Origin of the sequence: Pseudomonas asplenii (genome assembly GCF_900105475.1) — a bacterium.
Lineage (GTDB): Bacteria > Pseudomonadota > Gammaproteobacteria > Pseudomonadales > Pseudomonadaceae > Aquipseudomonas > Aquipseudomonas asplenii.
Genome location: NZ_LT629777.1, coordinates 5,869,380 through 5,894,522, shown reverse-complemented (window position 1 = coordinate 5,894,522; position 25,143 = coordinate 5,869,380). Strand labels below are relative to the sequence as shown.

General features: G+C 63.2%; 22 protein-coding genes. 12 read left to right on the top strand and 10 right to left on the bottom strand.

Annotated features, from left to right (window positions below):
* Nucleotides 1-18: 18 nt before the first annotated feature.
* The 5 genes from BLU37_RS26110 to BLU37_RS26090 form a co-directional block, all read right to left on the bottom strand.
* Nucleotides 19-1,209, bottom strand: a complete 1,191-nt coding sequence (locus BLU37_RS26110; RefSeq protein WP_090210253.1) for a DUF2252 family protein — start codon at nucleotides 1,207-1,209, stop codon at nucleotides 19-21.
* 220 nt (nucleotides 1,210-1,429) lie between these two features.
* Nucleotides 1,430-1,765: a lysozyme inhibitor LprI family protein gene (locus BLU37_RS26105; protein WP_090210251.1), complete on the bottom strand. Its 336-nt coding sequence runs from the start codon at nucleotides 1,763-1,765 to the stop codon at nucleotides 1,430-1,432.
* Between the two features lie 150 nt (nucleotides 1,766-1,915).
* Entirely contained in the window at nucleotides 1,916-2,395 is a 480-nt protein-coding gene (locus tag BLU37_RS26100) for a YbaK/prolyl-tRNA synthetase associated domain-containing protein (protein WP_010444656.1), read from the bottom strand.
* Nucleotides 2,396-2,404: 9 nt separating this feature from the next.
* Complete coding sequence (locus tag BLU37_RS26095; protein WP_010444657.1) at nucleotides 2,405-3,169, bottom strand: sulfite exporter TauE/SafE family protein; 765 nt, start codon at nucleotides 3,167-3,169, stop codon at nucleotides 2,405-2,407.
* A 4-nt stretch (nucleotides 3,170-3,173) separates the two neighbouring features.
* The gene (locus BLU37_RS26090; RefSeq protein ID WP_232000421.1) at nucleotides 3,174-4,259 is read right to left on the bottom strand and encodes a TauD/TfdA family dioxygenase; all 1,086 of its coding nucleotides are present in this window, start codon (nucleotides 4,257-4,259) and stop codon (nucleotides 3,174-3,176) included.
* A 108-nt stretch (nucleotides 4,260-4,367) separates the two neighbouring features.
* Between BLU37_RS26090 and BLU37_RS26085 the strand changes: the two genes are divergently transcribed.
* Nucleotides 4,368-5,282, top strand: coding sequence for a LysR family transcriptional regulator (locus BLU37_RS26085; RefSeq protein ID WP_010444659.1), 915 nt, complete (start codon nucleotides 4,368-4,370; stop codon nucleotides 5,280-5,282).
* On the opposite strand, the gene BLU37_RS26080 is transcribed toward BLU37_RS26085, so the two are convergent.
* Nucleotides 5,220-6,179 carry a LysR family transcriptional regulator gene (locus BLU37_RS26080; protein WP_090210247.1) on the bottom strand — a complete coding sequence of 320 codons (960 nt, stop codon included), beginning with the start codon at nucleotides 6,177-6,179 and terminating at the stop codon, nucleotides 5,220-5,222. The genes BLU37_RS26085 and BLU37_RS26080 overlap by 63 nt on opposite strands.
* 131 nt (nucleotides 6,180-6,310) lie before the next feature.
* Here BLU37_RS26080 and BLU37_RS26075 point away from each other — a divergent pair, with 131 nt between their 5' ends.
* From BLU37_RS26075 to BLU37_RS26065, 3 genes are read left to right on the top strand one after another with little or no spacing between them, the layout of a single operon-like run.
* Complete coding sequence (locus tag BLU37_RS26075; protein WP_090210245.1) at nucleotides 6,311-7,603, top strand: CitMHS family transporter; 1,293 nt, start codon at nucleotides 6,311-6,313, stop codon at nucleotides 7,601-7,603.
* Between the two features lie 16 nt (nucleotides 7,604-7,619).
* Nucleotides 7,620-8,972, top strand: coding sequence for an acyclic terpene utilization AtuA family protein (locus BLU37_RS26070; RefSeq protein WP_090210243.1), 1,353 nt, complete (start codon nucleotides 7,620-7,622; stop codon nucleotides 8,970-8,972).
* On the top strand, nucleotides 8,969-9,292 hold the full coding sequence (locus tag BLU37_RS26065; protein ID WP_090210241.1) for an AtuA-related protein: 324 nt from the start codon (nucleotides 8,969-8,971) through the stop codon (nucleotides 9,290-9,292). Before BLU37_RS26070 ends, BLU37_RS26065 begins: the two co-directional genes overlap by 4 nt.
* A gap of 5 nt (nucleotides 9,293-9,297) precedes the next feature.
* Here BLU37_RS26065 and lhgO read toward each other — a convergent pair whose 3' ends face one another.
* Nucleotides 9,298-10,491 (bottom strand): L-2-hydroxyglutarate oxidase, encoded by a 1,194-nt coding sequence (lhgO, locus tag BLU37_RS26060; protein WP_090210239.1) that lies wholly within the window; start codon nucleotides 10,489-10,491, stop codon nucleotides 9,298-9,300.
* Between the two features lie 144 nt (nucleotides 10,492-10,635).
* Nucleotides 10,636-11,322 carry an isonitrile hydratase gene (inhA, locus tag BLU37_RS26055; protein ID WP_010444669.1) on the bottom strand — a complete coding sequence of 229 codons (687 nt, stop codon included), beginning with the start codon at nucleotides 11,320-11,322 and terminating at the stop codon, nucleotides 10,636-10,638.
* A gap of 108 nt (nucleotides 11,323-11,430) precedes the next feature.
* Between inhA and BLU37_RS26050 the strand changes: the two genes are divergently transcribed.
* From BLU37_RS26050 to BLU37_RS26020, 7 genes are all read left to right on the top strand, one after another.
* Complete coding sequence (locus BLU37_RS26050; RefSeq protein WP_090210237.1) at nucleotides 11,431-12,414, top strand: GlxA family transcriptional regulator; 984 nt, start codon at nucleotides 11,431-11,433, stop codon at nucleotides 12,412-12,414.
* 148 nt (nucleotides 12,415-12,562) lie between these two features.
* Nucleotides 12,563-13,555, top strand: a complete 993-nt coding sequence (locus BLU37_RS26045; RefSeq protein ID WP_090210235.1) for a response regulator — start codon at nucleotides 12,563-12,565, stop codon at nucleotides 13,553-13,555.
* 3 nt (nucleotides 13,556-13,558) lie between these two features.
* Nucleotides 13,559-14,512 (top strand): sensor domain-containing diguanylate cyclase, encoded by a 954-nt coding sequence (locus BLU37_RS26040; RefSeq protein ID WP_090210233.1) that lies wholly within the window; start codon nucleotides 13,559-13,561, stop codon nucleotides 14,510-14,512.
* Nucleotides 14,513-14,772: 260 nt separating this feature from the next.
* Nucleotides 14,773-16,188: a TolC family protein gene (locus BLU37_RS26035; protein ID WP_232000417.1), complete on the top strand. Its 1,416-nt coding sequence runs from the start codon at nucleotides 14,773-14,775 to the stop codon at nucleotides 16,186-16,188.
* Nucleotides 16,188-17,321 carry an ABC transporter permease gene (locus tag BLU37_RS26030; RefSeq protein ID WP_090210230.1) on the top strand — a complete coding sequence of 378 codons (1,134 nt, stop codon included), beginning with the start codon at nucleotides 16,188-16,190 and terminating at the stop codon, nucleotides 17,319-17,321. Before BLU37_RS26035 ends, BLU37_RS26030 begins: the two co-directional genes overlap by 1 nt.
* A 9-nt stretch (nucleotides 17,322-17,330) precedes the next feature.
* Nucleotides 17,331-18,083 carry an ABC transporter ATP-binding protein gene (locus BLU37_RS26025; protein WP_026007772.1) on the top strand — a complete coding sequence of 251 codons (753 nt, stop codon included), beginning with the start codon at nucleotides 17,331-17,333 and terminating at the stop codon, nucleotides 18,081-18,083.
* Nucleotides 18,080-19,027, top strand: coding sequence for an efflux RND transporter periplasmic adaptor subunit (locus tag BLU37_RS26020; protein ID WP_090210226.1), 948 nt, complete (start codon nucleotides 18,080-18,082; stop codon nucleotides 19,025-19,027). The genes BLU37_RS26025 and BLU37_RS26020 overlap by 4 nt, the downstream gene beginning before the upstream one ends.
* A gap of 108 nt (nucleotides 19,028-19,135) precedes the next feature.
* On the opposite strand, the gene BLU37_RS26015 is transcribed toward BLU37_RS26020, so the two are convergent.
* The gene (locus tag BLU37_RS26015; protein WP_090210224.1) at nucleotides 19,136-19,690 is read right to left on the bottom strand and encodes an NADAR family protein; all 555 of its coding nucleotides are present in this window, start codon (nucleotides 19,688-19,690) and stop codon (nucleotides 19,136-19,138) included.
* 168 nt (nucleotides 19,691-19,858) lie between these two features.
* Complete coding sequence (locus BLU37_RS26010) at nucleotides 19,859-20,407, bottom strand: RNA 2'-phosphotransferase (protein WP_090210222.1); 549 nt, start codon at nucleotides 20,405-20,407, stop codon at nucleotides 19,859-19,861.
* 301 nt (nucleotides 20,408-20,708) lie between these two features.
* Between BLU37_RS26010 and BLU37_RS30085 the strand changes: the two genes are divergently transcribed.
* Nucleotides 20,709-25,136 carry a two-partner secretion domain-containing protein gene (locus BLU37_RS30085; RefSeq protein WP_090210220.1) on the top strand — a complete coding sequence of 1,476 codons (4,428 nt, stop codon included), beginning with the start codon at nucleotides 20,709-20,711 and terminating at the stop codon, nucleotides 25,134-25,136.
* The last annotated feature ends 7 nt before the right edge of the window (nucleotides 25,137-25,143 follow it).

The window sequence follows — 25,143 nt, the reverse complement described above, 5'->3', positions numbered from 1 at the left end:
CCGCGAGGCTGCGTACTGTCACTTGTCGGTTCCCAGCGCATAGCGCCGGCAATGTTCCAGATAACCCTGTTCGTAATCCCCCACCAATTGCACCACGCTGGTCCATAGCCAGGACGGCGCGTCGAGGGTTTTGGAGCGGTTCAGGCGCAGTTCCGCCAGCCAGCTCTTGCGGGTCGCTTCATCCATCTGCCGGGCATGGGCAATGCCGACCACGCGTGCCAGATAACCGGCGGCATGCTTGGCGTCGGTGTTGTCGAGGATGTCGAGTTCGAGCTTGAGGTCCTGGGGCAGCAATTCCCGAATGAACACCCCGTGATCGAGAAAACGCGTCGCCATCATCCGTTCGCCCAGGCTCGGCGACAGTTGGCGCGCGCCTTCGACCACCCGGCGGGCGTTGTCGCGTGGCATGTGTACGTGGGCGCCGCGGGGGGCCAGGGCCGCCACCGCTTCCTTGAGGTCGAGCAGACAGTAGTCCTGTTCGTCCTTCTCGCCGACCCCGAGCAGCACCGCGTAGCGCATCAGCCCCAGCGAACTGCAGCCCTTGACCCAATAGGCGCTGTCGAGCAATTGCACCTGCGCATCCTGTGGCCGGCCCTTGAGGGCGGTGACCAGGGCGTGGATCTCCGGTCCTTCGCAGAGCGCCTTGATCGCGCTTTTCTCGCTGCGTGAGGTCGGCCAGAAGTGGCGGCCGATGGGCAAGGTCGGCTGGGTGTGTTCCATGCGTTCGCGGGCCAGGTGTTTCCAGGTGCGCTTGACCGCGTCGCGCAGGCCGGCCTTGACCTGTGATGGCCGATGCGGGATGTGGTCGGTTGCGTCCTGCAGGGCCTGCTCGTAGCCGACCATCATTTCCTCGAGCATACGCGCGGTGGTCACACCGGGCAGGTCCGAGCCGCGCGCGGCGGTCGCCAGCGAGAGGGCCAGGCGCACCAGGTCGTGCACGGGGTTGCCGATCACGGTCTGGTCGAGGTCACGGATGTGGATGTCGATATCACCGTTGACGTCGCCGGTCGGCCCGAGGTTGCCGACATGGCAGTCGCCGCAGATCCACACGTTCGGGCCGTGGGGCAGGCGCCGGCCGCGCTGGCTGTGCAGCCATTCGTAGAATTGCGCAGTGTTGCCGCGAACATAGGCATGGGCGGAGCGGGCCATTTTCTCGTTGCGCAGGTTGGACAGGATGGCGGAGCGCTGGCTGGGGCGGGGTGGTTTCAAGGGGCACGCTCTCTGGCAGGGATATGGGCGTTGGAGCGTTTGGCTGGCGGATTGGTTTCGTCTTGGCGGTGTGTTTTTACAGCCAGGCCGGCGTAAAAAAAAGCCCGCATGCGGGCGGGCTTGAATGGGAGGTTCATCAAAGGAGCCGTTTCAATATAAGCAGCCCGGCGCCTGGGCACAGTGAAAGATGTTTTACCTCAAAGTCATGTCCGGCAAGGCTTCAGAGCGGTTTTTCGATATGGTCGTAGCGTTCCTTCAACTGGCTCAGACGCTTCTGGTACTGGCGCTGGATGCAGTCCTTGTCGCTGCCGCAAGCGTTACGGTCCTGCAGCCAGGCCACCTGCTCATCCTGCATTGCGCCCCGGTTTCCCATGGCGAACAGGCCGCGTAACAGGCGGTAGGTGGTAGCCATCTCGACGTCGAGATCGTTCAGCGAGCGGTCGCTGCAGATGGCGATTTCAGTCGGTTGCTTGGCCCGTCCGCAGTCGAAGCTGGCGGCCTGGGCGCCCTCGATGAACAGGGGAAGGGCGACCAGTGCCCATAACGATTTTTTCATGCTGATGCCTGCTGCTCGGTTTTGCCTGGATTCTCATCAGACCGAACTGAAGGCCATTTGCTCCCGGGAGTTTTTTGGGCGGGGCGGGGGACCGTTGTTCCAGGTGGGAGGATTACGTCCCCGGTGAGAAGCGGCGTGCCGGAGCCAGGCCTATTCCTGGCTGATATCGAGCAAGCGTGGCCGGGCAATCGCCAGGTAATCGTCGCTGGCGAGCACCATCGAGGCGTCCAGCCGCCCGGCATTGAAGGCGATCTCGGCATAGCGGCGGGTCAGGCTCGGGTCGACGATCAGTTCGATCCGCTCATCGAAGACGAACGGCGGAATCGCGCCGATCCGGCAGCCGGTCAGTTCCATGGCCGTCTCGGCTTTCACCAGCTCGGCCTTTTTCCCGCCGAGGGCGGCGCCGAGCTTTTTCATGTCGAGCTTCTGGTCGCCCGGCAGAATGGCCAGGGCATAACGTTCGGCTTGGCCCTTGAGCGAGCAGAGCATCGCCTTGGCGCCCTGGCCCGGTTCGGTGCCACGGATTTCGGCGACCCGCGCCGACTGCCCTTCGGCATCGTGCTGCAGCACGCGGTAGTTGGCCTTATGGCTGTCGAGCAGGCTGATCAGTTGATCGAAGACGGGGTACATGGGCTTTCCTCAGATTTGCGTGATCAGGTCATAGGAGAGCTTGCTGATCAGAATCACCAGCAGCACCAGGAACAGCGCCCGGACGAAGGGCACACCCTTGTGCACCGCCAGCCAGGTGCCGGTCAGGGCGCCGAGGATATTGAACAGCGCCATGGGCAGGGCCACCAGGTACATGACGTTGCCGGTGGGAATGAAGAACACCAGCGCGGCGACGTTGGTGGCGATGTTCACCAGCTTGGCCGAGGCCGAGGCGTGCAGGAAGTCGAAGGCGAAGCAGCGGATGAACAGGAAAATCAGAAAGCTGCCGGTGCCGGGACCGAACAGGCCATCATAGAAACCAATGGCGCCGCCGATCAGCACCGCCAGCAGTTTTTCCCGGGTGCCGATACGCAGTGGCTTGTGCAGCGCACCGAAGTCCTTTTTCCAGAAGGTGTAGAGCGCCATCAGCACGATCAGCACCAGCACCGCCGGGCGCACCACCGATTGCGGCACGGCCGACACGGTGGCCGCACCGAAGAACGACATGACAAACGCCGCGCTGGCTGCGGGGATCACCAGCCCCCAGTCGATCACCACCTTGCGCACGAACGAGCGGGCCGCGAAGGTCGTGCCGCAGGCGGCCGCGACCTTGTTGGTACCCAGCAAGGCCGCCGGCGGCGCGCTGGGCAGTATGTTGAACAGCGCGGGGATCTGGATCAATCCGCCTCCGCCGACTGCGGCGTCGATGAGACCGGCAGCGAAGGCGAAGAGACACAGCAGGGTGATATCAAACATTCAATCAGGCTCTGACAATAAAGGGTTGGGTCGGGTCCAGTGGCACCACGCGCGCCGGGTCATCGACCCCGAACACCCGGATCATCCAGCGATCGCGACCATCGTAGCGGGGGGCGAAACCATCCCGGGCGTGCAGGGTCTGCTGGTTCTTGAAGATCAACATGTCGCCGGGCTGGAGCAGGATATGGCGGGTGACATCGGGGTGGTTGGCGGTGGCCGCGAACAATTGCATGGCGAAGTCGGCGTTGGCGCTGGTCGCGGTGACGGCGGCCTTGTTGTAGCGGCAGTGCAGGCCGCCGGCTTGCGGTTTGTAGAGCAGCGGCACGTTTTCCAGCACATTACCTTGCGTGCCGAACGAGTCCGGCCGGCGAATGCTGAAGTTCGGGCGCAGCAGTTCCTGCTCGACGAATTCGGGCAGGGTATCGAGCACATCGCGGATCGCGACGATGCGCGTGGGGACATCCAGTTCACAGCGCAGGCCGGTCAGGCTCAGGTACTCGGGACAGGCTGAAAGTCCGGTGACCGGTTCGCAGGTCAAGGGCAGGTGTGGGTTGTCGACATGCATGCCCAGGCCCAGGCGCGAGCCAAAGGAACTGGTTTCGGTCTCGCGTTCCTGCTTGGGCGAGACGTGGCGGAATACCGTGTCGTGGCTTTCTCCCTCGTAGCCCACGGGGCGGGTGCCCAGTGTCGCCAGAACGGAGAGGATCGCGCCCGCCAGGACCGGCAGTTCTTCGATGCCGGGCTCGAGGTCATAGGGCGTTGCCGGCAATTGCCGGTCGACCGGGAGTCCGCGCACGATCAGGGCCACTGCGTCGGACCGGGGGAAGTCGCGCAGGGCCTGGTATTTCTCGGCACTCAACACCTTCTCCAGCAGGCAGGCCAGCGCCGGCATCTGCTCGATACCCGAGGCGCTATCGGTGATGGCGAGGTGGCTGAGTGCTTCATGCCATTGTTGTTGCTCGTTGAACGACACATGGATTTCGGGCAAGGCCTGCAACGGAGTAGTCGGTGGATTTCGGATCAACCAATGCGCGCTTGTTTCGTTGACTCGGCTGGCCGAATTCCTGACTGTTTCATCCAGTTTTGACACGTCCTTGCTCCTCTATTCCTACGTCCCTGTGGGTTAAGCGCGAAGGCTAACGGAAGGGACCTTTTTGTGTTGCAATACCACATTGCAAAAAGTGCAATGAGGTGAGGGATGGCACTGGACATGTTGGCTGAACTTGAAGCATTCACGACGGTGGCGCGCAAGCGCAGCTTCATCGCCGCGGCGCGGACCCTGGGGCGCTCGCCAAGCTCTGTAACCCGTGCCGTCCAGGCCCTGGAGGAGAACGCCGGGTTCAAGCTGTTCAATCGTTCGGCCAACGCGGTGAGCCTGACCGAAGCCGGCGAGCGCCTGCTGCCGCATGCCTACAAAATGCTGGATCTGCAACGTGAGGCCGATGAAGACCTGGCCGGTATCAGCGGCCTGGCCAACGGCTGGATTCGCTTCTCGGCGCCGGAGTTTCTCGGCCATGGGGTCATGCCCAGGCTGATTGCCCAGTATGGCGAGCGCTACCCGCAGGTGAACATCGATGTGATCTTCACTGACGAAACCATCGACCCAGCCAAGAGCAAGCTGGACTTCTCGATTCGTGGTGCCTTTCCGCAATCCAGCGACCTGATCGGCTTTCCGCTATGGAGTTACGCCCGATTCCTCTATGCCAGTCCCGCCTATCTGGAGCGCCGTGGCACTCCCGATTCGATAGAGGCATTGGACCGTCATTCGCTGATTCTGCACACTGCCCCGCGGATTCTTAAAGAGTGGAATTTTCGCAACGAGCAGCAGGCCATCAGCTTTCGAGTGCATCCGAAATTTCGCTTCAGTTCTGGTGCTGCGGTGTTTCAGGCGGCATTGGCCGGGGTGGGAATTGCCCGCCTGGCCGACTGGCTGGCAGAGCCTGAGGTCGAGTTGGGGCGGCTGGTGCGGGTTTGCCCCGAGTACCGGCTGACCTCCAGCAGTGGCGAAAATCCGCAGATGCACGCGGTGTATCCCGCCGGCAACCTGCCGCTACGGGTCAAGAGGCTGCTGGAACTGATCCGCACCTTCGGCGACAACGTCGGCCGGCTCTGATCGGCTATTTCCGGCCAGGGTGAAGCGTTCACGGACCAGGGCGGCAAAGCGTGCCGGTGCCGGCCCGAGGGACTGTCCGGAGCGGGTGATCAGGCCGATTTCGCGGCTCACCCCCGCGTGCTCCACCGGCAGGCGCCTGAGGCCACTGAGCCGGTCATCCGCCGATTCCGGCAGCAGGGCCATGCCCAGCCCCTGGCGCACCAGGGCCAGCACCGTGGACATGTAGTTGGCCTCCAGCCCCGGCACCAGCGTCAGGCGTTGTTCGTCGAACAATTGTTCGACCCGTTCGCGCACACTGCTGTCGCGCCCGGTGAGGATCATCGGTTGGCCGCTGAGGTCGGTCAGCCGTACGCGCTGCTGACGCGCCAGCGGATGTTGCTCGGGCACGAACAGGCAGAGCCGGTCGACCATCACTACGTCGAAGTCCAGGCCATGGCTGAGGCGCGCCCGCACGCCGAGCCCGAAGTCGACCTCGTTCTCCCGGACCAGCGCGTCGATACGTTGGGCGACCACATCACGCAGGCGCACCTCGACTCCCGGATAGGCCTCGCGAAACGCCCGCAGTACCGGTGGCAGGGCACCGGCGCAGATCGAGGGCAGGGCGGCGATGGTCACCACGCCGCGCTGCAGGCTGGCCAGGTCGCGGGAGCCGCTGACAATGTTGTCCAGGTCCAGCAGCAACTTCTCCATCGGCCCGCGCGCCTGTTGCCCGGCATGGGTCAGGCTGACCTGGCGTGGGCTGCGCTCAAGCAGGGCGACCCCGAGCCAGTCTTCCAACTGTTGCACCTGTACGGTCAGGGCCGAGGGTGACAGGTGCAGTTCGTCCGCCGCGCGGGTGAAGCTGGCGGTGCGCGCCACGGTGAGGAAGGCGCGAATATGCTGCATGGAGTTCTTCATTTTGTTTTTCCGAATGCAAGGCGGTGAACATTCCAATTTACAAAGCTTAACTGCCTTCCAATACTCCTGTGAAAACAATAACCGTCCGCTCCCGGGTCTGACTTGGCGATGCGGCTCACTGGAGTCTTCCCATGCTTGCCACGCTGGGTGTCATCACCATTCTCTGTCTGCTTGCAGCTGTCATGAGCAAGCGCCTTTCGCCCCTGGTCGCGCTGATTGCCTTGCCCATCATCGCCGCATTGCTCGGCGGCTTCGGTCTGCAGACCAGCGCCTTCATCATCACCGGTATCAAGAACGTCGCCCCGGTCGTCGGCATGTTCGTCTTCGCCATCCTGTTCTTCGGGGTGATGACCGATGCTGGCATGCTCGACCCGATCATCGACCGTATCCTGCGCACCGTCGGCACCCGGCCGAGTCGTATCGTCATGGGCACGGCCTTGCTGGCGCTGCTGGTGCACCTCGACGGTTCGGGCGCGGTGACGTTCCTGGTCACGGTGCCGGCGATGCTGCCGCTGTACACCCGGCTGGGGATCGACCGGCGCATTCTGGCCTGTGTTGCAGCCATGGCCGCCGGGGTCAATTTTCTGCCGTGGACCGGGCCGGTGCTGCGTTCTTCAGCGGCGCTGCACGTGCCGGTGGCGGATCTGTTCCAGCCGCTGATCCCGGTGCAGATCGTCGGCCTGCTGTTCGTTTTTGCCACTGCCTGGTGGCTGGGGCGGCTTGAAGAGCGCCGTCTCGGCCTGGGTGCGGGCGCGGCGGTGGACAGTGTGCCGACCCGGGTCATCAGCGCCGAGGAAGAACAGTTGCGGCGTCCCCGGCTGTTCTGGGCCAACCTGCTGCTGACGGGGTTGGTGATGGTGGTGATGATCGCTGGCTGGGTCGACCCGGTGGTGATGTTCATGCTCGGCACCGTGGTCGCCCTGTGCCTGAACTACCCCAATGTCGATGCCCAGCGGGCACGCATCGATGCCCATGCCAAGACCGCGCTGACCATGGCCAGCATCCTCCTGGCCGCCGGTGTGTTCACCGGCATCATGCAGGGGACCGGCATGCTCAAGGCCATGGCCGAGGTGGCGGTGGCGCAGATTCCGGCTGGACACGGCAAGCTGATTCCGACGGTGGTGGGACTGTTGTCGATGCCGCTGAGCCTGCTGTTCGACCCGGACTCGTTCTACTTCGGGGTGATGCCGGTGATTGCCGAGGTTGGCAAGGCCCTGGGGGTCGAGCCGTTGCAGGTGGCCCAGGCATCCCTGCTCGGCGTGCACACCACCGGTTTCCCGGTCAGCCCGCTGACTCCGGCGACGTTCCTGCTGGTGGGCTTGTGCAAGATCGAACTGGCCGATCACCAGCGCTTCACCATTCCATTCCTGTTTGCCGCCTCGGTGCTGATGACCGTGACGGCGTTGCTTCTTGGCGTCTTTTGAAATGAAGGGCTTTGCGATGAAAACCTTGCGTATCGGCTCCGGTGCCGGTTATTCCGGCGACCGTATCGAGCCGGCCGTGGAACTGGCGGCCAAGGGCGAACTGGATTATCTGGTGTTCGAATGCCTGGCCGAGCGGACCATCGCCCTGGCCCAGCAGGCCCGCTTGAGCGATCCCGAGGCGGGCTACGACCCCTTGCTGCGCGAGCGAATGCAGCGGGTGCTGCCCTATGTGGCCGGCAACGCGCGGCGCTTGCGGATCATCACCAACATGGGCGCGGCCAATCCGCTGGCGGCGGCCCGGGAAGTGCGGCGAATTGCTCTCGAGTTGGGCCTGCCGGCGCTGAAGGTGGCTGCCGTCACCGGCGACGATGTGCTGGCTGTCCTGCAGGCCGAGCCCGAGCGACTGCTGGACAATGGCCTGTCGGTTGCGCAGTTGGGCGAACGGCTGGTGTCGGCCAACGCCTACATGGGTGTCGAGGGCATCGTCCAGGCCCTGGCGGCGCAGGCCGATGTGGTGATTACCGGACGGGTCGCCGATCCGTCGCTGTTTCTTGCTCCGCAGGTGTTCGAGTTCGGTTGGGCGCAGGACGACTGGTCGCGCCTTGGACGCGGCACCCTGATCGGTCATCTGCTCGAGTGCGCCGGGCAGATCACTGGCGGCTATTTTGCCGACCCCGGCGTAAAGGACGTACCGGACCTGGCGCACCTGGGCTTCCCGTTGGCCGAGGTCAATGACCAGGGCGAAGCGATCATCACCAAGGTCGCTGGCAGCGGCGGCCGGGTCGACCGCGCCACCTGCGCCGAGCAGTTGATCTACGAAGTGCATGACCCGGCGGCCTACCTGACCCCGGACGTCACGGCGAATTTTTCCCAGGTGAGTTTTGCCGATCAGGGCGCGGACCGGGTGCAGGTGCAAGGCGCCACGGGGCAAGCGCGGCCGGAGTCGCTGAAGGTCTCGGTAGGTTACCTGGACGGCTGGATCGGCGAGGGGCAGATGTCCTATGGCGGCCCCGGAGCCTTGGCCCGGGCGCGGCTGGCTCGTGAGGTGGTACTGGAGCGCTTGCGCATCATTGGCGTCGAGATGGAGGAGGTACGGGCCGAACTGATGGGTGTCGATTCGCTGCATGGCGAGCGCCTCGGCCATCGAGTGGCGAGCGAGCCGTGGGAAGTCCGCCTGCGTGTTGCCGCCCGTTGCGCGCAACGGGCCGATGCCGTGCGGGTCGGTAACGAAGTGGAAACCCTGTACACCAATGGCCCCTCGGGCGGCGGCGGTGCCAGCAAAAACCTGCGTCAGGTGGTGGCGGTGGCGTCTTTGCTGTTGCCGCGCGAGCGTCTGGTGGCCCGGGTGCATCTGGAGGAACTGCAATGAGCGGCTTGATTCTGCGGGCCCTGGCCCATTCGCGTACTGGCGACAAGGGCGACACCTCGAACATCTCGGTGATCTCCTATTGCCCCGAAGACTATCCACGGCTGTGCGAATGGTTGACTGCGGAGCGGGTCGCGGCCTGGTTCGCTGAACTGCGCGACCCGGCCGCTGCGCCGGTGCGGCGTTATGAGCTGCCCGGTGTGCAGGCCCTGAACTTCGTGCTGCCGGGCATCCTGCGCGGTGGCGTGACCCGCTCCCTGGCCCTGGATGCCCATGGCAAGAGCCTGGGCTCGGCACTGCTGGACATGCCGTTGGACGAATAGCCCGGCTAGCGTGCGCCGAGGATTCGTTCGGCGATCATCTCGCCGATCGGCATGGCCGATGTGGCGGCCGGCGAGGGCGCGTTGCAGACGTGGACCATGCGTGCCGTTTCCGCGAACAGGAAGTCATGCACCAGGCTGCCATCGCGCATGACCGCCTGGGCGCGGATGCCGGCCTCGTAGGGCAGCAGGTCTTCGACGACCAGCGACGGGCAGTATTTGCGGCACAGCTCCAGGTAGCCCCCTTTGAACAGTGAGTTTTTCATCTCCTGGGTGCCGGAGCGCAAGTTCTGCCGCAGGGTTCTCCAGAAACCGGGAAACGTGGCGTATTGCGCGACATCGCGCCAGTTGATCGAGCTCTTGCGGTAGTTTTCCCGGCCCAGCCCGAGGACCGCATTCGGGCCGACGGTAACGCTGCCGTCGATCATGCGGGTCAGGTGCACACCCAGGAACGGCAGGTCGGGGTCGGGTATCGGGTAGATCAGGTGGTTGACGATGTCGTTCTTCGACGCCGGCAGGCGGAAGTACTCGCCACGAAACGGGATGATCTGGTGGTCGATGGGCACGCCGGCCAGCTTCGCCAGGCGATCGGACTGCAAGCCGGCGCACGCCACCAGCTTGCGTGCCTGCCAGACGCCGTCTGCGGTGCTGACGGTGACGCTGTCAGTATGTTCCTGAATCGCCGTGACCGTCTTCTGCAGGTGGATTTCGCCACCGTTGCTGCGGATCACCCGCGCCATCGCTTCGCAGACCTGGCGGTAATCGACGATCCCCGTGGCATCGAGAAACAGGGCGCCGAGGCCGACGATATTCGGTTCGCGTCGACGCAGTTCTTCACCATCCAGGCGTTCGACCTTCAGGCCATTGAGTTGCGAGCGTTCGTACAGCGCCTGCATGCGCTGCATTTCCAGGGGCGTGGAGGCCACCAGCATCTTGCCGCAGATCTCGTAGCGGATGCCATGCTTGCGGCAGAAATCCTGGGTCGCCTGGGCGCCGCGCTTGCACAGCTCGGCCTTGAGGCTGCCCGGTGCGTAATAGATCCCGGCATGAATGACGCCGCTGTTGTGTCCGGTCTGATGACGCGCGAGGCTGGCCTCTTTTTCCAGAATCACCAGGCTGGCGCCGGGTTGGCGCTTGAGCAGTTCCATAGCGGTGGCGAGCCCGACGATGCCGCCGCCGATGATGCAGAAATCGTAGATCATTATTTGAGTTTTCCCTGGCTCGGGTGTTTGCCTGGTCAGTAGGTTGCCAGAGAAAAGCAGGCTTGTGGGAAACTCCAACAGGGTTTGTGTCGTGCGCAAACTGCTTGCGGGTTCCCACAAAATGGGCGGTGCCAGCCGAAGGTGTCAGTGCAGACCCAGGCGCTCGGCCGCGCGGGCAGTGATCTCGCCACGCACGCGCCGCGATTCCACCACCCGTTGCCGGGCCGCGTCGAGCACGGCCTGAGGGGCGGTTTGCGGGCTGCCGGAGTTGAACGGTGGCGCCGGGGCGTATTCCAGTTGCAACTGGATCAACTGGGCTTCATCGGCGCCCACCAGCTCGCTGGCCAGGGTCAGGGCGAAATCGATGCCGGCGGTGATGCCGCCGCCCGTCAGCAGGTTGCCGTCGCGTACCACGCGATCGTTGACGGCCACAGCGCCAAGCGTCGTCAGCATGTCGTGATAGGCCCAGTGGGTAGTGGCCTTGCGGCCGCGCAGCAGGCCGGCGGCCCCCAGCACCAGCGAACCGGTGCACACCGAGGTGACATAGCGTGCCTGTGCCGCCTGTTCCTGGATAAACGCCAGGGTCTCGGGGTCTTCCATCAGCGGCCCGACACCCGCGCCGCCCGGTACGCAAATCACATCCAGCGGCGGGCAATCGTCGAAGCGGGTGGTCGGGCTGAAGACCAGGCCGGTGCTCGACTTCACCGGTTCCAGGTCTTTCCAGACCAGGTGCAGCTTGACCCCCGGCAGCGAGGCGAGGACGTCGTAGGGGCCGGTCAGGTCCAATTGCTGGACGTTGGGGAACAGCAGGAAACCGATGTGTAGCGTCATGGCGCAAGTTCCTTTCAGAAGGCGGGGTCAATGTCTGTAGACGGCTTTACTGTAGTTTCGTAGGATCTGGCGAATACGCCATACCACCCACTTTTTACGCCAATCACCATGAATACGCCCCGCAGCATCGAGATACTGGCTTTCCCCAATGTGCAGTTGCTCGATGTCACCGGGCCGCTGCAGGTCTTTGCTTCGGCCAACGACCTGGCCCTTTCCCAGGGCCTGGCGCTGCCTTATGCGCCGCGGGTGATTGCCGCCCAGGCCGGGCCGGTGTTGAGTTCGGCTGGCCTGGCCATGCTCGCCGAACCGCTGCCCGCGCCGGGAACGCCGTGTGACAGCCTGATCATCGCCGGTGGCTGGGGCACCTATGCCGCCGCCGAGGACCCACAGTTGGTGGAGTGGGTGCGCCAGCAGGCGGCTTGCGCGCGGCGGGTCGCTTCGGTGTGTACCGGGGCGTTTCTGTTGGCCGCCAGCGGCTGGCTCGATGGCCGGCGCGTAGCGACCCACTGGACCCGTTGCGAGCAATTGGCCGAGCGTTACCCGCAGTTGCAGGTCGAGCCCAATCCGATTTTCATCAACGATGGTCCGGTCTGGACCTCGGCGGGCGTGACGGCCGGTATCGACCTGTCGCTGGCGCTGGTGGAGGCGGACCTCGGGCGGCCGATGGCCCTGGAGGTCGCCCGGCACCTGGTGGTGTTTCTCAAGCGCCCGGGTGGACAGTCGCAGTTCAGCGCTACGTTGTCACTGCAGAAGAGCACCAGCCGTTTCGGCGATTTGCATGCCTGGATCGCCGAGCATCTGGCACTGGATCTGTCGATCCCGGTGTTGGCCCAGCAGGTGGGCATGAGCGAGCGCAGCTTTGTCCGCCATTACCGCCTGGAAACCGGCCAGACACCGGCCCGTGCGGTGGAGAACATCCGCGTGGAAAATGCCCGGCGCTTGCTCAGTGATACCGCCACGCCAATCAAGCGCATCGCCGCCCGTTGCGGGTTTGGCAGCGAGGAAACCTTGCGGCGCAGTTTCCTGCGGGCCGTGGGGGTGACGCCGCAGGCCTATCGCGAGCGTTTTTCGGTACGTGGTCCCTTGATCTAGGGCATACCCTGATGGCTGAGGGGGCGATAGGCTGGTGAATTGCTCGGTGGGGTTCTCAATAAAACCTCATTAATCAGCGGTTCATGTCAGTTTCATGGCATCATGCCACTAATGTTTCCCTGATGCCCAATACGATGAGCGCCGGTCTGTGTCAGTGATTCCCCTACTTGTGTGTGATGACTCCACCATGGCGCGCAAGCAGGTACTGCGCGCACTGCCGGCTGACTGGCCCGTCTCGATCACCGAGGCCGATGACGGGCGCAAGGGGCTGGAGGCCATACGCAGCGGGCTGGGGCAGGTGGTGCTGCTCGATTTGACCATGCCGGAGATGGACGGTTACCAGGTCCTGGCGGCGATGCAGGCCGAAGGGCTCCAGGCCCAGGTCATCGTGATTTCCGGCGACGTCCAGGAAGAGGCCGTGCGCCGGGTCCGCGCGCTGGGTGCCCTGGCGTTCCTGAAAAAGCCCTTCGATGAGCAAGAACTGCGTAGCACCCTGGACGCACTGGGCTTGCTCGGAGCACTCGACGAGGCGCCGTTGCGTCAGGCGGTGGAGGCGCCAGTCAGTTTTCGCGATGCGTTTCGCGAGACGGTCAACGTCGCCATCGGCCGGGCGGCGGCACTGATTGCCAAGGTGCTGGGGGTCTTCGTGCAATTGCCGGTACCCAACGTGAATATCCTCGAGGTCGGTGAGCTGCACATGGCCTTGATGGACGCCGGCAGTTGCCAGCAACTCACTGCCATCTGCCAGGGGTTTATCGGTGCCGGTATCGCGGGCGAAGCGCTGCTGATGTTCCATGATTCGGAAATCGCCGACATGGCCCAGCTGCTCAAGCGCCAGGGACCGGAATACTCGGACCTGGAGATGCTGCTGGACCTGTCAAGCGTGCTGATCGGCGCCTGCCTGAGCAGCATCGCCGAGCAGATCGACGTGGTTTTTTCCCAGGGGCATCCGCAGATCCTCGGGCAGCACGCGGCCATCGAGGACCTGATCCGGGTCAATCAGCTGCGCTGGAAAAAGACCCTGGCGGTGGAGATCAGCTACAGCCTGGAAGGGCACGACATTCACTTCGACCTGCTGTTGCTGTTCACCGAGGACTCGATCGAGCGCCTGACCCATAAACTTGCCTACCTGATGACCTGAACCATGAGCGATCACCTCGATCTGAACGAGTTTCACTGGTTGCTGGCGATCGTCCAGAGCATCGATGTCGGCGTAGTGGTGCTCGACCGCGACTACTGCGTGCAGGTCTGGAACACCTTCATGGAGAACCGTTCCGGGGTCCAGCCCAGGGATGCCTACAACCAGTCGTTTTTCGCGTTGTTTCCCGAGGTGGACCGCGAGTGGTTCAGCCGCAAGGTCGAGAGCGTCGCCACCCTTGGCACGCCGGGCTTCACCATCTGGGAGCAACGGCCTTATCTGGTGCGGTTCAAGAACTACCAGCCGATCACCGGCCAGGAAGACTTCATGTACCAGAACACCACCTTGCTGGCGCTGCGTTCGACCGACAGCGCGATCCACCATATCTGCCTGGTGATCTACGACGTCACCGACGTGGCCACCAACCGCAACCAGTTGCAGGCGGTCAACGCGCAGTTGCAGAAGCTCTCCAGTACCGACCGGCTGACCGGGCTGTACAACCGTGGGCATTGGGAAGAGAGCCTGAAGGTTGCCTATGCGCGCAACCAGCGCCATGGCAACCCGACCAGCCTGGTGATGTTTGACATCGACCACTTCAAGCGCGTCAACGACACCTACGGCCACCAGGCCGGCGACAAGGTGATCGAACAGGTGGCCGACCTGGTGCGCGAGCATGTGCGTGACAGCGACGTGGCCGGGCGTTATGGCGGCGAAGAGTTCGGCGTGGTGCTTTCGGACACCGACAAGGTGGGGGCCTGGCACTTTGCAGAGCGCCTGCGCAACGCGGTCGCAGCACTGGAAGTGGTGCATGAGGGCGTGGGCATCCGCTTTACCATCAGCCTCGGTGTGGCCGACCTCAGCCGCCCGTCAGTCACCCACGCCGACCTGATCGCCTGGGCGGACCAGGCGTTGTATCAGTCGAAGAAGGCTGGGCGTAATCGCGTGACGGTGTACGAGTAGGGCCGGCGTGGTTGCCTGCTTCGTCTTGACCAGCCCGCATGCCAGTGAGTTGCATGATTTTATGCCGTTGAGGGGCACTGGCGCTTTTTAAACATCGATACACATCTATACAAAACAGCGACAGTTTCTATACAGCGGCTTACATCTGCCCGTGGAAAAATGCGCTCGCTGCCCTGGATACCCCAGCGCCGCCTGGACCTCCCTTCGTACCTGATTGCCATTGCGCTGCAATCTCGGCGCTTAAACCTGCACTTGTGGTGGTGACTATCAAACTTCCTGAACGAGCGGCGTCTGCCAGGTTTCCCTGCGCGCTGCTGGTGCTGTTCATGCTGGGCGGCTGCTCGGTGGCCCCGTTGCCTGACCTGAAACCATCGCCCCCCGATACCTGGCGCAATGCGCCTGCGAATGTGCAGCCTTTGCGGCCCGACCTGAACGGGTGGTGGCACGCCTTCGGCGACCCGGAGCTGGACGCACTGGTCGAACGGGCCCTGCAGAACAACCTGGACGTCGCCCAGGCGGTTGAGCGTCTGCGTGCCACGCGGCTATTGAGTCGGCACGTTCAGGATCCTTACCTGCCGTCGCTGTCGATCCAGAGCCGGGACGCCGTCAGTGCCGATACCAGTACGTCCAACTACCTGGTCGGTTTTGATGCGCTGTGGGAGCTGCCGCTGTTCGGGGTCAAACAGAGTGCCGATCGGCTTGCCCAGGGCAACGAGGAGCGGGTGAAAGCCGATCTGCGTTCGACCCAGGTCTCGTTGGTGGCACAGGTCACTCGATGCTGGATTGAGCTGCGTTCGGCGCAACAGGCGCAAAAGCTCCTGGTGGTCGTCCAGGAAAACCAACGGGAAAAGTTGCGGCTGCTGCGGGTGCGTGAAGACCTCAAGCTGGTGACCCCGGTCGATATCGCTGGCGCCCAGGCTGAGCTGGCCCGGGCCGACATGGCCTTGGGCGAGCCGCGACAGGCGATCAACCGCAACGCGCAACAATTGGCACTGCTGCTCGGCCAGAGTGAGCCCGATCTCCACTGGCTACAACCGGGGCCGCTGCCCACGCTCGGCCAATGGCAATTGAACAGCGTGCCGACCGACCTGTTGCGCACACGCCCGGAAATTGCCGGGGCCGAAGCCGAGGTGATACGTGCGGCGGGGGAGGCAGGCATGAGCCGGGCTGAGATCTATCCGCACATCAGCTTCGGCACCTCGTTGCAGTGGTCGCTGAATCTGGACAGCAATCGCAAGCGTACACGCAGCGGTGACAGCATCTTCTCCTATGGGCCCGGTATCAGCATTCCCCTGTTCGACTGGGGGCTGCGCGTGGCCAGGGCCGAGGCCCAGGATCACCAGTTGCAGGCGGCGGTCCTGGCTTATCGGCAAAGCGTCCTGCTGGGCGTGGCCGAAGCCGAAACCGCCCTGGGTGACCTCGAACAGTTGCGCCAGCGCGAGCAATCCTCCCAGCAAGCCCTCAGTGCGGTGCAAGCCCGCCTGGAAGCCGGTAGGCAACGGTCCAGGCTGGGGTTGCAGAGTGACCTGGACCTTAAGAACGAGCAGATCGACCAGCACCAGGCGATGTTGCAACTGGCCCGTGCCCGTACCGAGCGCAACATCGCCTATGTCGCCTTGTACAAGGCACTCGGGGGTGCGCCGTTGCCAGACGAGCCCTTGAAGGAGATCCACTGATGGTCGCGCTTGCCCGTCAAACGCTGCTGCATGAGTGGCGACGTTTCCTGCCAGCGATGATCGCTGTGGGCTTCGCCGGCTTGCTGCAATTGCTCCAGGCCGCACTGGTGCTGGGGATCTTCGGCAGTGCCAGTGTCTATATCAATGGCTCCTCGGCCGACCTCTGGGTCGGCTATCCCGGTACCCAGAGCGTCAACCTGGGGCGGCCGATCGACGCGGGCGTGGAGATGCACCTGCGCATGGAGCCGCAGGTGCGGCAGGTCGAGCCTTTCCTGTGGGTCGACGGTGACTGGCGCGGTGCGCGGGATACCGGTGGCGTTTCGGTGTATGTCTCCGGAATCGATACGGGGCCACAGGGCCTGATGTTCGATCGGGTTCTGTCGGCTGCATTGCGCGTCCGTCTGCAGGAGGTGGACACGGTGGTGGTCGATCGGGCCGACCTGGGCAGCCTGGGTGTTGCCGTTGGCGACACTGCCTTGATCAATGGCCATCGCGTGCGCGTGATCGGCGTCACCAGCGGATTGCGAGCGCTGGGAGGGGTGAACGTCGTGGCCTCGTTGTCGACGGCGCGGCAGATCGACCTCCCGTCAGGCCGGGGTGAGCGCATGACCTATCTGCTCGCCAAACTGAATGATCCGCAGCAGGCGGACGCGGTCGCTGCCCGCCTGCGCGGTGTCACGGCGTTCGGCCAATACGATGTATGGACTGCAGAGGATTTCGCCCACCGCTCGCAGATGTACTGGATGTTCGATACCGGTGCCGGGGCCGGCGTGCTGTTTCTGGCCGGCATCGTCTTTCTGGTCGGGGCGGTGATCACCAGCCAGACCCTGGTGGCTGCGGTCATTGGTTCGATCCGCGAATACGCGACCCTGAATGCGCTGGGTGTCGGGATAGGGGCCTTGCGCAAGGTGGTGATGGAGCAGGCGTTCTGGGTCGGGGCGCTGGGGCTGTTGGGCAGCCTTGTGGTGGCCGGCCTGATGTTTGTCCTGGCCGCGGCCTACAACGTGCCCGTGGCGCTTTCTCCCGCGGCAGCCATTGCCTGTCTGGTCCTCAGCATGGCCCTGGTGCTGGTCTCCGGCCTGGCCGCGATCCGTACCTTGCGTCATGCCGACCCGGCCAGCCTGTTGAGATAAAGAGAGAACATGTCGAATCCATCATTGGCAGCACCTGTTACGCTCCAGGCCCGAGGGATCAGCAAGTCGTTCACGTCGGGTCGCATCGTCAGCCCGGTGTTGCACGAGGTCACACTGGATATACGGGCCGGTGAGCTGACATTGATCTCGGGACCCTCCGGCTGCGGAAAGAGCACCCTGTTGGCGATCCTCAGCGGTTTGCAGTCGCCCGATCAGGGCAGTGTCATGGCGTTGGGGCAGAGTCTGGGCAATCTCGACACCCGCGCGCTGGAACGCTTTCGCTTGCAGCACACCGGCTTCGTCTTCCAGGGGTTCAATCTGTTTCCCGCCTTGAGTGCGCTGCAGCAGGTCGAGCTGCCCCTGAGCTATCTCGGGTTGACGACAAAAGAGGCCCAACAGCGCGCCAGGCAGGCCCTGGAACAGGTCGGCCTGGGGCCGCGCATGGGCTTGCGTCCGGCCGAACTGTCCGGTGGCGAGAAGCAGCGCGTGGCGATTGCCCGTGCGGTGGCCAAGGAGCCCGAACTGCTGTTCGCCGACGAACCCACCAGCGCCCTGGACGCTGCCAGCGGCCAGGTCGTCATCGACATCCTCCACGCGATTGCCCGCGAGCGCGGTACCACGGTGCTGTGCGTCAGTCACGATCCGCGTCTGGTCAGCCATGTCGATCGTGTGCTCAGCATCGAGGACGGCCGCATCCTGAACGATCATATCCCGTCATCCCGACCGGCCAATGCGGCCGTCGCCAAGGAACACTCCGTATGAACCTGCGTTCTTTCAGTCTCTGCTTCGTTCTGCTTGCCTGCACCTGCCTGCTGGTCGGTTGCCCGCGTGACGAGGCCGCTCCTCAGAGCGCTTCCGCAGCGCCGGCGCAAGTGGCCGTTGCGCGTGGTCGTATCGACGTCGAAGGCGGCCTGCTCAAGCTCGGCTTGTCCCGTGACGGTGTGGTGAGCGATATCACGGTGCGTGAGGGCCAGCATGTGCGCAAGGGCCAGTTGCTCGCTTCGCTGGACAGCGAACTGGCGCGCCTGGCGGTGAGTGCGGCGCAGACCGAGCAGCAACAGGTCCAGCTCCAGGTCCGGCAACTGGAAAAGCAGGCCAGCTTTGCCGAGTTGAAGGCCAAGCGTTTGGCCAAGGCCGCTGCGGTCGGTGCCGGGGATGGGCAGAGCGCCGACGATGCGCGCGAGGCCGCGCAGCAGTTGCGTTACGCCATTGAAACCAATCGCACGCAGGCTGCGGTTGCGGCACGAAAGCTGACGGCTGCGCGTTATGAGTTGGAGCAGCGCAACCTGCGCGCGCCTGTCGAGGCCGAAGTGGTTCGCCGCCTGATTCAACCCGGCGCCACGGTGTCGCCGCAAAGTGGTCCGGCCTTCGTGTTGTTGCCCAGTGAGGAACGTATCGTGCGGGCCGAATTGAACGAGTCCTTCACTGGCGTGGTGGTGCCCGGGATGAAGGCTGAAATCACGGACGACAGCGGCAGCGGCCTGCCGCCGTTATCGGCTCGTGTACAGCGTATCGGTGCGGTGTTTGGCAACAGCACGCTCGAAGAGGACCCGCTGATCCGCGGCAATACGCGCACCGTCGAATGTGTCCTGGTGTTCGACAAACCGGCGCCGGCGTCGTTGCGGATCGGGCAGCGCATGCTGGTGCGTTTCGGTGTTGAATCGCAGGCCGTTCATGTGGCCGACCAGAAGTCGAGGGTGTTCTGAAACAAGGCAGAGCAGGTCCCTCTGGAGCATGCAGCGGGGAACTGAAGCGTTCGGCCCTGGCGAAGGTTGGCCAGGGCTGGGCGGGCCGTCTCATTGGGGCCCGTCTTATTAGGGCAGGGTGAGTTCGTCGCGTACCTGCATGAGTGCAAAACCCAGCAGATTCAAGCCTTGCCAGCTGTTGGGATCTTTCGCCCGGGGATCGTCCTGGGCGAGGCCTATGCCCCAGATGTTGTCGACCGGACTGGCTTCGACGAGGATGCGTGAGCCGGTTTCCCTGAGGAAGGTTTCGAGTTCCGGATTCTGGGAAAACTTGGCCTGATTGGCCCGCACGACAATCGCATACCGATGCTGCAGCCATTGTTCATTGTCGAAGCCGCTGACCTTGCGCCCCAGGGCCTTGGCCGCATTGGGCGTGGGGGCTTGCAGCACCTGGCTGCGAATGTCCTGGTCGTCGAACAGGGCGGCCTTTTCGGCCATCATGAAATGCTCGGCGGTCGGGTAGCCTTGCCCGTCGACGGTGAATTCGGCGTCGTACCACTGGCTGAAGCAACTGGCGGTGATCTTGTGCGAGTTACGCTGGTGGCCCCAGAAAAATACGTATTCCAGGGCTTCGCCGGCGTTGAAGCGCGCGCGCAGAGCACCCAGGTGATTTGAATGGGACAAAGGGGCCTCCTGGTGCTGAAAATTCGATGACAGAGATTACCACGATGCGATGAGGTCGATTGCAAGGTGGGCTCTAGCGTTGAATCGAGTGAATTTTTGCTTGATCCGCAGTGGGAGGTCGGCAGAGAAAGTTTATCGTTGTAGAGCGGGGCGATTTAAAAGCAACGACTATTCCTGAGTGATGAAAGAAGTAGGGACATGGTCTGTTAACCATACACCGTTGTCGGCCTGGAAAAACTTGAAGCCCTGCTGATGCATTTTCAGAGCATCAATGTGCAATACCACAGGCTTTCCATATCGCTGTCCGACAGTGACGGCTGTGTTCACTTCTTGCGAGAGGTGCACATGGTGGCGAGAGCCAGGGATCAATCCTTTCTGTTGAATCGACTCCAGAAAGCGGGTGGCTGTTCCGTGGTACAGCCTCTCGGGAGGCACTTTCTCGATGTGCTGGAGGCTGACCGTTTCGGTGGAGTGGCCCTGTACGGCGCGAATGCAGCGTGCATCGTCAGAGATTGCAAAGCGCTTCTTGTCGTTGCTGCTGACAACCGCCTGGATCAGTTCGCGTTCCAGCGTGCGGCCTGCCTGGGCTGCGTTTGTGATCAGGGCGTCGATATCGGCCCAGCCTTCGGTGTCCAGCTGGAGGCCGATGGATTGGGGTTCATGTCGTAGAACATAACTGAGGAATTTACTGGTTTCGGTGAGTTTCTTATTGTTCATGATTTCTGTTTTGGTTTTCTCTTGGGTGAAAAGTATTTCAGTCTTTAAAAGTTATCACACCGATTAGGGCGGGAACACGATTGGGTGGCGGCTGTAGGCAGTGTGGTAGACCGGGACTCCAGGAGCCCCGTGCGTCCAAGGACGCCCTATGTGACGGGTTCGTCAGGTTGTTGACGCCAGGATGGTGGCAAATTAATATCTTGTAATCATTTTGATATTATTCAGTACAAAAGCGTGGAGTTTGTGTCTTCATTGACACAATAGGCCCCGTTTTTGTGCGTGGATCGCCGAGATTTCTGACATGGACGTTCGCCAGTTTGCCTTCCTCGTAGGCCAGCCTTCTGCTGCCCTGAAAAAACGTGACCACTTTCTGGGCCTGCCCAAGCGCGGGTTGGCGTTCCTGCTGGCGAACGTCATGTTCTGGCAGCCGTTGTGGGCGCAGGCGGACGGCATCGTGGTCAGCGCACCGGGGACGACGCTGGGTCAGGCGGGCAACGGCGTGCCTATCGTCAACATTGCCGCACCGAACGGCGCGGGTCTGTCGCACAACCAGTTCCACGATTACAACGTCGGCAGCCAGGGCGTCATCCTCAACAACGCGACTGACCGAACTCAGTCGACGCAATTGGGCGGGATCATCCTCGGCAACAGCAACCTCAACGGGCGTGCCGCTTCCACCATCCTCAATGAGGTCAACGGTGGCAGCCCGAGTCAGTTGCGCGGCTACACCGAAGTGGCGGGGCAGTCGGCCCATGTGATCGTTGCCAACCCGTACGGCATCAGTTGTAACGGCTGTGGTTTCATCAACACGCCGCAAGCCACGCTGACCACCGGTAAACCAGTGGTGGAAAACGGCCAGGTCAGCCGCTATCAGGTCGACCAGGGCAGTGTGTCCATCGAAGGCGCAGGTCTGAACGCCAACAACATCGACCGCTTCGAGATCATCACCCGCTCGGCCAAGCTCAATGCCGAGATCCAGGCCAAGAATCTGGCGATCATCGCCGGTGCCAGCGACGTCGATGCCAAGACCCTCAAGGCCACCGCGCGGGCGGCTGATCCGGCCACTGCGCCGCAACTGGCGATCGACTCCTCGGCGCTGGGTGGGATGTATGCCGGTGCGATCAAACTGGTCGGTACCGAAGCCGGTGTCGGGGTAAAACTCGACGGCAAGATGGTTGCCAGCGGTGGCGATATCCAGCTCGATGCCAACGGCCACCTGAGCATGGTCGACACGGCGGCGACCGGTGCGGTCAACGTCAAGGCCCAGAGTCTGGAAACCAAGGGGGCGGTCTATGCCGGCACCACCCTGGATGTGACCACCCAGGGTGACCTGACCAGCCAGAACAATCTGGTGGCCAAGGATCGCATCACCCTGAGCAGCGGCGGGCAGTTGACCAACAACGGCATCATCGAAGCCGGGGTCAACGCCGATAACAGCCGCAACACCGCAGGCGACATCAGTATCACGGCGCAGAACTTCAACAACACCGGCAAAAGCGTGATCGCCAGCCGTGACTTGGCCGTGACCACGAGCCAGAGCCTGAATAACCAGGGCGGTACCCTGGGTGGCCAGCGCCAGACCGTGGTCAGCGCCGCGGTTCTGGATAACCGGAACAAGGGCCGGCTACTGAGTGGCGGCACCCTGACGATCAATACCGGGCAATTGCTCAATACCCAGGGCGGGCTGGTCAACAGCAACGGTGAACTGGTTGCCAACCTGGGCACGGTGACCAATAACGCCGCCGAGATTTCCGGCTTGGCCGGAGTCACCCTGACGGTTGCGAGCCTGGATAACGTGGCCGGTCTGATCGCGGCCGGTACCGCGCTGGATATCAAGGCCAGCGGAGCCTTCAACAACCAGGGCGGTCGGCTGTCCGCGCAACAGCAGTTGCAACTCAATGCCGCCTCGCTGGACAACAGCCAGCAGGGCACCATCACCAGCCTGGGCACCCTGGGCCTGACAAGTGCTGGTGCCTTGGCCAATCATCATGGTGGCAGGATACAGGGCCAGGGCGCCACGGTCATCAACAGTGCCAGCCTGGACAACCATCAGTCCGGGTTGCTCAGCAGCGACAATAATCTGACCCTGGTCAGTGGTCTGGTGGACAACAGCGAAAGCGGCCGGATCACCAGTGCCATGGCGCTGACCGTCACGGTCAGCACACTCGACCAGCATGACCAGGGCCAATTGACCGGCATCAGCGGTCTGACCCTCGATCTGAACCAGGGGCAGCTCGACAACCGCAATGCGTTGATCAACAGCGCCGGTGCGTTGCTGTTCAAGAACCTGTCCAGTGTTGCCAACCAGAATGGCGAGATCTCCAGCCAGCAAGGATTCACCCTGGCCGCTGACAGCCTGGATAACAGTGCCGGTGGCAAGGTTCTGAGTGATGCCTCCCTGGCATTGTCGATCCATCAGGGGCTGAACAATACCCACGGTGTGCTTTCGGCCAATGGCCTGACAGTCAACACTGGCAGCCTGAACAACAACGGCGGCCAGCTGTCCAGCGTTCGCGCAATGACCGTCAATAGCCAGGGTACGTTGAGCAACCTGGGCGGCAACCTGGTCAGCGGCGATACCCTGGACTTGACCAGCGCCCAGCTCAACAACGGCAATGCCGGTAGCATTTCCAGCAGCAAGGCCCTCACCGCGCGAGTCACGGGCCTTGACCAACAGGGCGGCAAGCTCTTCAGCAGCGGCGCCCTGAACCTGGACCTGGGCAACGGTTTGCTCAATAACCAGAACGGCCTGATCAACGCCGTCGGCCCGCTGGCGCTGAAAAATCTCAGGGATGTACTCAACCGCAACGGTGAGATCTCCAGTGATCAAGCCTTCACCCTGGCTGCCCGCAGCCTGGACAATAACCGCGGCAAGCTGATCAGCCAGCAGGCGCTGATCGTGGGCATCGATCAGGCTCTGAGCAACGTCAGGGGACTGGTCTCGGCCAACGGTCTGGATCTGCAGGCTGGCAGCCTCGATAACCGCAATGGCACCCTCGGCAGTGATGCCGACCTGACGTTGGTGGTGCAGGGTGCACTGAGCAACCTCAATGGCAGCCTGACCAGTGCGGGTCAGGGCACGCTCAAAGCCGCCAGCCTGGACAACACCCAAGGGCAGGTGACGGGTGATCTGGGACTGAACATTGACCTTGGCGGTGCTCTGAACAACCAGGGCGGCATCCTGGGTTCCGGAGGGGCGTTGACCCTCAACGCAGCGAGCCTCGACAACCGTGCGGCCGGTACCGTGCTGGCAGCCGGCGGTGCTCTGACCGCGACAGTCAGTGGCGCTGTCGACAACCGTGAACAAGGCAAGCTGCGCGCCACGGGTGCGATCGACCTGAACGCCGGTAGTCTGGACAACCGCGGCGGCAGCGTGGCCGGCAAGGATCAACTGACCCTGCGCAGCGCTTCGGCCGATAACCGTGGCGGCCTGATCCAGGCTGACCAGGACGTCCAGCTACGGGTCGACCAGTTGGACAACCGAGACAAGGGCAACCTGCTCGGCAAGGCGGCCCTGCGCTATGAAGGCACTCGCCTGGACAGCAGCGGTGGCCTGCTCAGCGCCACAGGTCCGGTTACGCTCAAGGTCCAGGAAGTGCTCAACGCCCAGGGTCGTATCGCCAGCCAGAGTAATCTGACCGCCACCATCGAGACCCTGACCCAGCAAGGCGGGGCACTGGTTGCCCAAGGCGCACTGCTGCTGACCGGCAAGAGCCTCGACAACCGCAATGGCGGGACTGTCGCCAGCATCCAGGACCTGAACCTCGATGTCGACCAGATCGACAACCGTGCCGGCGAACTGTCCAGCACCCGTGGCAAGGTCAAGCTGAGCGCGCAGCGCCTGGATAACAGCGACGGCGGCAAGCTGCTCGCCGAAACCGATCTTGCCCTGACCGTGGCGCAAGTGATCAACCAGACCAAGGGTCGGCTTTTTGCCAAGGGTAGCGCCAGCCTGGTCGGTACCTCGCTGGACAATACCGGCGGCACCTTCTCGAGCCTTAACGCAGTGGATATCCGCCTCGACGGCGCGCTGCTCAACAACACCGGCCTGCTCAGCAGCGAAGGTGCCTTGAGCCTCAAGACCGGCAGCCTGGACAACAGCAGCGGGCAACTCGGCAGTGCCGGTGACCTGTCCATCGACAGCCTCGGTGCGCTGCTCAACCAGGGCGGTTCGATCCTCACGGATCATGGCCTGACCCTGGCCAGTTCGCGACTCGACAACAGCCAGAAAGGTCGGATCAGTGGCCTGGGTGCGACCCGCGTCACGACCGGGGCTTTTGACAACAGCCAGGACGGCCGTCTGACCAGCGATGATCGCCTGGACCTGACCGCCACCCAGGTCAACAACGCCTCCGGGCGGATTGCCAGCGGCAAGGACCTGACTGCCAATGTCACCGGCCTCGACCAGCAGGGCGGTGAACTGTTCAGTAAAACCCGCCTGAACCTGGATCTGAACAACGGCCAACTGAACAACCAGGGCGGCCTGATCAACGGCCCGCTGCTGGTGCTGAACAACCTCAAGGGCGTGAACAACCAGGGCGGTGAGATTTCCAGCGCCCAGGCGTTCACTCTGGCGGCCCAAAGCCTGGATAACAGCAGTGGCAAACTGCTGAGCAACCAGGGCCTGACCCTGCGCATCGAACAGGCGCTGAGCAACGTCAAGGGCCTGATCTCGGCTGCCGCCCTCGACAAACAGCCAGGGGCAGATCAGCAGTCGTGGGCTGCTTGACCTGGGC

What these genes read in the sequence shown, in the direction of transcription:
- BLU37_RS26105 (WP_090210251.1), bottom strand. Translation starts at nt 1,765, where the DNA reads ATGAAAAAATCGTTATGGGCACTGGTCGCCCTTCCCCTGTTCATCGAG.
- BLU37_RS26100 (WP_010444656.1), bottom strand. Translation starts at nt 2,395, where the DNA reads ATGTACCCCGTCTTCGATCAACTGATCAGCCTGCTCGACAGCCATAAG.
- BLU37_RS26095 (WP_010444657.1), bottom strand. Translation starts at nt 3,169, where the DNA reads ATGTTTGATATCACCCTGCTGTGTCTCTTCGCCTTCGCTGCCGGTCTC.
- BLU37_RS26085 (WP_010444659.1), top strand. Translation starts at nt 4,368, where the DNA reads ATGGCACTGGACATGTTGGCTGAACTTGAAGCATTCACGACGGTGGCG.
- BLU37_RS26080 (WP_090210247.1), bottom strand. Translation starts at nt 6,179, where the DNA reads ATGAAGAACTCCATGCAGCATATTCGCGCCTTCCTCACCGTGGCGCGC.
- BLU37_RS26075 (WP_090210245.1), top strand. Translation starts at nt 6,311, where the DNA reads ATGCTTGCCACGCTGGGTGTCATCACCATTCTCTGTCTGCTTGCAGCT.
- BLU37_RS26070 (WP_090210243.1), top strand. Translation starts at nt 7,620, where the DNA reads ATGAAAACCTTGCGTATCGGCTCCGGTGCCGGTTATTCCGGCGACCGT.
- BLU37_RS26065 (WP_090210241.1), top strand. Translation starts at nt 8,969, where the DNA reads ATGAGCGGCTTGATTCTGCGGGCCCTGGCCCATTCGCGTACTGGCGAC.
- lhgO (WP_090210239.1), bottom strand. Translation starts at nt 10,491, where the DNA reads ATGATCTACGATTTCTGCATCATCGGCGGCGGCATCGTCGGGCTCGCC.
- inhA (WP_010444669.1), bottom strand. Translation starts at nt 11,322, where the DNA reads ATGACGCTACACATCGGTTTCCTGCTGTTCCCCAACGTCCAGCAATTG.
- BLU37_RS26050 (WP_090210237.1), top strand. Translation starts at nt 11,431, where the DNA reads ATGAATACGCCCCGCAGCATCGAGATACTGGCTTTCCCCAATGTGCAG.
- BLU37_RS26040 (WP_090210233.1), top strand. Translation starts at nt 13,559, where the DNA reads ATGAGCGATCACCTCGATCTGAACGAGTTTCACTGGTTGCTGGCGATC.
- BLU37_RS26030 (WP_090210230.1), top strand. Translation starts at nt 16,188, where the DNA reads ATGGTCGCGCTTGCCCGTCAAACGCTGCTGCATGAGTGGCGACGTTTC.
- BLU37_RS26025 (WP_026007772.1), top strand. Translation starts at nt 17,331, where the DNA reads ATGTCGAATCCATCATTGGCAGCACCTGTTACGCTCCAGGCCCGAGGG.
- BLU37_RS26020 (WP_090210226.1), top strand. Translation starts at nt 18,080, where the DNA reads ATGAACCTGCGTTCTTTCAGTCTCTGCTTCGTTCTGCTTGCCTGCACC.
- BLU37_RS26010 (WP_090210222.1), bottom strand. Translation starts at nt 20,407, where the DNA reads ATGAACAATAAGAAACTCACCGAAACCAGTAAATTCCTCAGTTATGTT.
- BLU37_RS30085 (WP_090210220.1), top strand. Translation starts at nt 20,709, where the DNA reads ATGGACGTTCGCCAGTTTGCCTTCCTCGTAGGCCAGCCTTCTGCTGCC.